Annotated in this window: 6 protein-coding genes; 1 reads left to right on the forward strand and 5 read right to left on the reverse strand. The window is 71.5% G+C overall.

Going from position 1 to position 6073, the window contains the following annotated elements; genetic code table 11:
* Nucleotides 1-18: 18 nt before the first annotated feature.
* Genes SLNSH_RS17615 through cpaB form a run of 5 tightly spaced genes read right to left on the reverse strand, consistent with a single transcriptional unit; the run spans nucleotide 19 to nucleotide 4600 of the window.
* Complete coding sequence (locus SLNSH_RS17615) at nucleotides 19-501, reverse strand: TadE/TadG family type IV pilus assembly protein (protein ID WP_158266808.1); 483 nt, start codon at nucleotides 499-501, stop codon at nucleotides 19-21.
* The gene (locus SLNSH_RS17620; protein ID WP_106338328.1) at nucleotides 498-1964 is read right to left on the reverse strand and encodes a TadE/TadG family type IV pilus assembly protein; all 1467 of its coding nucleotides are present in this window, start codon (nucleotides 1962-1964) and stop codon (nucleotides 498-500) included. The genes SLNSH_RS17615 and SLNSH_RS17620 overlap by 4 nt, the downstream gene beginning before the upstream one ends.
* On the reverse strand, nucleotides 1961-2275 hold the full coding sequence (locus tag SLNSH_RS17625) for a hypothetical protein (protein WP_106338329.1): 315 nt from the start codon (nucleotides 2273-2275) through the stop codon (nucleotides 1961-1963). The genes SLNSH_RS17620 and SLNSH_RS17625 overlap by 4 nt, the downstream gene beginning before the upstream one ends.
* A complete protein-coding gene (locus SLNSH_RS17630; protein ID WP_106338330.1) occupies nucleotides 2259-3677 on the reverse strand; it encodes a type II and III secretion system protein family protein in 1419 nt (472 codons plus the stop codon). Before SLNSH_RS17630 ends, SLNSH_RS17625 begins: the two co-directional genes overlap by 17 nt.
* Nucleotides 3674-4600, reverse strand: a complete 927-nt coding sequence (cpaB, locus tag SLNSH_RS17635; RefSeq protein WP_146140299.1) for a Flp pilus assembly protein CpaB — start codon at nucleotides 4598-4600, stop codon at nucleotides 3674-3676. The genes SLNSH_RS17630 and cpaB overlap by 4 nt, the downstream gene beginning before the upstream one ends.
* Before the next feature lie 296 nt (nucleotides 4601-4896).
* Here cpaB and SLNSH_RS17640 point away from each other — a divergent pair, with 296 nt between their 5' ends.
* Nucleotides 4897-5508 carry a hypothetical protein gene (locus SLNSH_RS17640; protein WP_106338332.1) on the forward strand — a complete coding sequence of 204 codons (612 nt, stop codon included), beginning with the start codon at nucleotides 4897-4899 and terminating at the stop codon, nucleotides 5506-5508.
* The last annotated feature ends 565 nt before the right edge of the window (nucleotides 5509-6073 follow it).

Here is a 6073-nt window from a genome sequence, read left to right on the forward strand (position 1 = left end):
AACGCGCGGAGGGATCGCCTAGCCGCCAATGGAGCGCTCCGCGTGGTTGGTCGCCAGGGTGACGGGGCCGAGCCCGAGCACGCCCAGCAAACCGAAGCCCGGGTGCGGGATGCGGGTCGAGACCCGGACGACGGTCAAAGGGTCGGCGCCCCGGAAGGCGCGCAGTCCCGTGCTGGGATCCGGCGGGTTGGGCGTCGTCTCGTAGGTGACGCTCACCTGGCCCACGGTCCAGCCCGCCACGCGCGCCGGCCCGGAGCCCGTCGGCGAGCCCGTCACGGCGAGCGCCTTGGCCTGCGCCTCCGCGGCGTGCGGGTCCGGCATGCGGGCGAGGAAGCGGGCGGCGTCCCGCACGCCCGTCTGGGCCAGCTCGTAGTCGTAGAAGATGCGGCCGAACTCGAAGATCGCGAAGGCGAAGGCGATCACCAGCGGCAGCACCAGCGCCGCCTCCACCGCCACGGCGCCGCGCTCGTCCCGGAGGAGGCCCACCCGCGCGCCGCTCACCGGTAGAGCTCCACGCTGTCGCGGATGATGCCGCGGGCGCTGGCCGTGCCCGGCTCCACCAGCTCCACCATCTCGGCCCAGATCGTGCCGTCGTTCTTGTCCATGGGCTCAGTGAGGAAGAACCGGCCGTAGGCGGTCACCGGGATGACGCCGCCCGAGGAGCCCGTGAGCTGCCCGGCCGCCGCGGCGGCGGCGCAGTCGATGATCGCGCCCACGAAGGTGCGGCGGTCCGGGTCGTCGGAGAGCGTCGAGGGCCCGCCCGTGTAGCAGGCGGGCGCACCGCTCTCCTTGGCGCTGGCGCCCGCGGTCAGCCGGAGTTGCAGATCGTTGTCGAGCTCGTAGCGATAGACGTCGTAGCGGCTCGGCCGGTTCGTGTTGGACCAGCCATTGGGGAAGCCGCCCCCATAGGTGCGGGTCCAGTAGGTCTCGAAGTCCCAGTCGCCGTCGCCGATGCGCCCGGCCACCGCGCTGCCGCCGTAGGTGCAGGTCCGCCCGTCGAGGAAACACGTGTCCCGCGGAAGCCCGAGCGGCTTGCCCAGGTTGGCGGAGGCCGTCGGCGACTGGGTGGGATCGTAGGCCACGCTCGGATTGCAGCTGGGCCCCGTGAAGCCTTTCCGGACATTCTGGGCCGGCCGGTACGAGGGGTCGCCCCGCGAGCCCGAGAAATTGCCTGAATAAAGGTCGAAGCGCACGTTGAGCGCCTCGGCCGTGGACGAGATGTTGCCCGTCTGCAGCTCCACGCCGGACTGCCGGTAGCAGCCCTTCGGGCGGTCCACCGCCAGAGACTCCTTCACGGCCGAACCGCCGGTGCCGTAGGCCGGCTGCAGGTAGCCATAGTTGCCGGCGCCATATTGCGAGCCCTTCGCCTTCATGGCGATGAGCCGCCGCTTGAAGCTCGGGTCCCGAGCGGCCGTGAACAGGGTCGTCGAGGAGCCCTCGAACGGGTTGCACATGAAGAGCGGCGTGACGTTGCAGGCCACGCTGTCGAAGCCCGCCACGGCCTTGGCGGACACGGCGGTCGGCAACCCGACCGCCCCCGCCGCCTTGGCGAACACCGAGCCGAAGCCCACCGGCTGGGTCGTGACCTCCACCAGCGCCGCCCGGGCCGGGTCCGTCGTCTGGTAGGCAGAGCCGATCGCCGTGGCGTCGCTCGTCGGCAGCCCCGTCAGGTACCGAACGCCCTGGGCGCCGATGCGGCCGCCGGCCGCGCCGAACCGCGGATCGTTGCGCACCAGGGCGGCGATGGCGGCGTTGCTGCGCTGGATGGCGTCCGGCTTGCCGTCGAGCTCCGCGGCGCCTGCGAGCGCCAGGGCGTCGGCGCTGGTCTGCACCGAGGTCTGCAGGTTGAACAGCCGCCCGCCGTCCACCACCAGCATGGCGGCCGCGGCGATCACGGGCAGCGCCACCGCCATCGGGATGGCGATGCTGCCGCCCTCGTCGGCGAGGAGCCGCCGCAGGCTCATGGCGTGACGACCCCGGTGGGCGCGATCGGCATGGGCGCGAGGGGAAGCGGCCCCGGCGCGATCACGGCCGGCCCATTGGCCCGGGCCTCATAGCGCTCGATGGCGTCCGCCACCCGGCGGGCGCTGGTCGGGATGCGCGTGTCGACGGAGCGGGCCGGCCAGGGATCGATGATGTGGATCGCCTTGTTGGCTTCGATCGCGTCGCCAGCGGCGAGGCTGATCGTGTCGCGCCGCTCCAGGTTGTCCTGGCAGCCGGCGACAAGCAGGCTCAGGATCGCCGCCAGGGCGAGTTGCTCACTGCACGACCGCATCGCGGGCCCTCTTGCTTTCCAGGATGTAGCCGCCGGCCTTCACGGGGCGCGCCGCAGGCGCGCCGGTCCGGCCGAGCAGGAAGCGGTCGACGTCGTTGGCCGCCTGGGTCTGGTCCAGGGGCGTGCGCAGGCGCTCGCCGGGCCGCGCGGGCCGCACCAGGTGCGGCGTGACGATGATGGCGAGGTCCGTCTCCTTCTTCTCGAAGGAGGCCGAGCGGAACAGCGATCCGAGCACCGGCACGTCGGCCAGCCACGGCAGCGCCTGCTGGGTTTCCTCGTTGACGCTCTGCAGCAGGCCGGCGATGGCGAAGCTCTGCCCGTCGCGCAGCTCGATCACCGTCGAGGCGCGCCGCACGATGAGGGCTGGGACCGCGACGCCGGCAGTCCGCACCGCGTTGTTGAGGTCGAGCTGGCTCACCTCCGGCTCGATCCGGAGATTGATGACGCCGTTGGTCAGCACGGTGGGGGTGAAGGTCAGCCCCACGCCGAACTTCTTGTAGTCGACGGTGACGCGCCCCTGGTCCGCCTGGACCGGGATGGGAAACTCGCCGCCGGCCAGGAAGCTCGCCTTCTCGCCCGACATCGTGATCAGGTTCGGCTCGGCGAGCCGGCGGGCGAGGCCGCGCTGCTCCAGGGCCTGGACCAGCACGTCCGCCTGCACGCCGCTCGACAGCACGCGGCCGATCACCGCGCCGAAGGGCGCGGCGCCGGACGCCAGGGCGCCCGTGCCGCTCGCGGCGGCGAAGTTCCAGGCGCCCTTGGCGGGATTGCCGAAATTGTTGCCGACCGCCTGCCAGTTGACGCCGAGGTCCCGGCCGGCCGAGCGCGAGGCCTCGACGAAGCGCACCTCAAGCATCACTTGCTGGGGGCTGCGCACCTGCATGGCGTTCAGCACCTCGGGGCCGTATTGCCGGGCCAGGTTCACCGCGCGGGCTGCGGCCACGCCGTCGTCCACGTCGCCGGACAGCACGGTCTTGCCGTTGGCGGTGGAGACCCGGGCGCCTCCGGAGCCGAGGCGGTCGATGTCCTGCGTGAGCCGCGGCGTGTTGTAGGTCACCTCGACCTCGACCACCCCGATGAGCTGCTTGAGGCCGTCATAGACCGAGACGTTGGTGGTCCCGGCCTTCTTGCCGAGCACGTAGAGGCTGCGATCGGTCAACGGCATCACGTCCGCGACCTCCGGGTCGCCCACAACCAGGTCGACGAAGGGCCGCGCCAGCTGCACGGTCTTCGACTTGCCCTGGATCACCTGGGCGGAGGACACCTGCCCGAGCGCCGCGGCGCGGGGCTCGTCGGCGTTCGCCGGGCCTGCGGCTCCCGCCAGCAGCGCGGCGGCGAGTCCCAGGGCGCAGACGGCGCGCGAGCGGGGGATGGGGCGCGTCATGGGTGCGACGTCCTTCATGGCTGGACGGCTCCGATCGTGGTCGCCGTCACAACCGTCTGCTCCTCGGGCGAGGAGGCGGAGGGGATGCTGTATTCCTGGCGCTTGAGCCCGCGCGTCACGCCCACGGTGAGCGTCCGGCGGGCGTCCGCCACCACGGGCCGGACGGTCGCCACCGTCGAGGCCAGCGCCGGCCGGGGCGCGGGGGTGGGGCTGGTCAGGCTCTCGACCGTCACGCGCCCGGCGACTTCGGAGGCGGTCTCGCCGGCCGCGCGCAGCGCGAGGCTGAGGGCGCCCACGGTCGCGGCCAGGGAGAGCTTCTGGGCGTCGCCGGTCGCGACCTCGATGGTGACCGCCTTGGACAGCACGGGCTTGTCGGCCCGCTCGTCGGCGGTCTGGTCGACCGCGAGCACACGCACGTTCTGCAGCAGCACGTCCGTGAAGGCGTCGCCCTTGTCCAGCGTCCGGGTGAGCATCACGTCCACCCGTTCGCCCGGCAGGATGAAGCCGGCGACGCCGTTGATGTCGTTGACGCGGACCGCCACGGCCTTCATGCCGGGCTCGATCAGCGCGGTCAGGCTGGCGCGCTGGCCAGGGCCGGTGACCTTGTTCTTCAGCACCGGCTCGAATTCATCCATGGGCGCGAGGGCGACCCGCCGGGTCTTGCCGTCGAGCAGGTCGTCGATGTGGGCGAAGGCCCCCTTGGGGACCTCGCCCTCAGCCCAGCGCACCTCGCGCAGGTGCTGGCGGGCGATTTCCGTCCCGTAGCGCAGCGGCATGGCCGCCACGACGATGGTCCGGCTGGCGGGGGCGGGTCCCGATTGGGCGCGCATCTCGCGCAACCGCATGGCGGATTGGCGATCGAGCCAGATCTTGCCGGAGACGATGGCCACAGCGCCGACGACGACGGCGAGGCCCAGCATGACGAGAGTGGAGGAGCGCACAACGGTTCTCGCTCATTAGTTGTGCATGGACCTCACCGCACGCCAGTTAACGGGATCTGAATTCGATCAAAGAGCCAGCGTAAATGCTAAATAGATTACAACAGACGGTCGCTCGAATTGATCGCTCTGCCCCGCATTCTTCCAATATACCCTGATAACCTCTCGTTCACTCTGTGGCCTGTCAGCGTATACGCCCGACCCAATTCGCGACAACGAACGTAATTTGAAGGATTTTTCGAATACACGACCAATAACTAAAACGCTTTTATAGTTGGCATCAGTCACGAGGCCCGACCATGCGGACCCGAAGCCACTTCGACCTCGAACGCCGCGCCCCCCAGGCGGCGCTGACCCTCCAGGCGGGCGCGCGGACCGCCGCCATCACCTGCCTGGCCATCGCGGCGACCTGGGCGGTCTCCGCGGCCCGCCTCATGCAAGACGCCGATGAGGCAGGGTTCAAGGCCGCCGCGCCCGTCGCGCTGTGGCCCGCCCACAAACGGCGCCTCGAGGCGGCCCAGGCCCGCGCGGCCGACGAGGCTTCGCTCGAGGCCGCCCGCGCGCTGCTGGTGAAGGCCCTCCCTCCGCCCCCGCCCCAGGAGCTGGAGCGCGACTTCACGCGGCTCGCCGCGCTGGACGCCCAGACCCTGGACGCCGGCGACCTTCGCATCCGCCTCACCGACCTGCCGCCCCCGCCCGCGGGCGACTGCCGGCGCCTGGACGGCGTATCGGAGCCCTGCTCCGTCCGCGCGACCACACGCCTCGATCTCAACGTGCGCTGGAAGACGGTGAACTGCCGCTACCACATGGAAGGCCCGGGCCTTGCGGCCGGAACCTGCCGCGTCGGCGGCGTCAGCCTCGCGAGCCGGCTGGAACAGTCCTCCCCCGCCCGCACGGCCATGGCCCAGTAGCCTCCGTCCTTGCGAGGCGCGCAGCAACGCAGCGATCCAGGGTCCCTGCGCGCCGGCGTCCAAGGCCTGCGCCCCTGGATCGCTTCGCTGCGCTCGCGATGACGGAAAAACCGTCATGGCCGGGCTCGTCCCGGCCATCCACGCCTCGCCCCAGCGCGTGGATCCCCGGGACAAGCCCGGGGATGACGGTGGAGAAGCGCGCCCCTGCGCCTTGTCCCTGCGTCCCCGCCTCTCACTTTCTTGCGAGGAGCGCAGCGACGCAGCGATCCAGGGTCCCTGCGCGCCGGCGTCCAAGGCCTGTGCCCCCCCTGGATCGCTTCGCTGCGCTCGCGATGACGGAAAACCGTCCTGGCCGGGCTCGTCCCGGCCATCCACGCCTCGCCGCAGCGCGTGGATCCCCGGGACAAGCCCGGGGATGACGGTGGAGAAGCGCGCCCCTGCGCCTTGTCCCTGCGTCCCCGCCTCTCACTTTCTTGCGAGGAGCGCAGCGACGCAGCGATCCAGGGTCCCTGCGCGCCGGCGTCCAAGGCCTGTGCCCCCCCTGGATCGCTTCGCTGCGCTCGCG

Source organism: Alsobacter soli, from assembly GCF_003004785.1.
Classification (GTDB): domain Bacteria; phylum Pseudomonadota; class Alphaproteobacteria; order Rhizobiales; family Beijerinckiaceae; genus Alsobacter; species Alsobacter soli.

Excerpts from the sequence above, each read along its gene's own strand:
- SLNSH_RS17630 (WP_106338330.1), bottom strand. The coding sequence starts at position 3,677 with ATGAAGGACGTCGCACCCATGACGCGCCCCATCCCCCGCTCGCGCGCC.
- SLNSH_RS17625 (WP_106338329.1), bottom strand. The coding sequence starts at position 2,275 with ATGCGGTCGTGCAGTGAGCAACTCGCCCTGGCGGCGATCCTGAGCCTG.
- SLNSH_RS17640 (WP_106338332.1), top strand. The coding sequence starts at position 4,897 with ATGCGGACCCGAAGCCACTTCGACCTCGAACGCCGCGCCCCCCAGGCG.
- SLNSH_RS17620 (WP_106338328.1), bottom strand. The coding sequence starts at position 1,964 with ATGAGCCTGCGGCGGCTCCTCGCCGACGAGGGCGGCAGCATCGCCATC.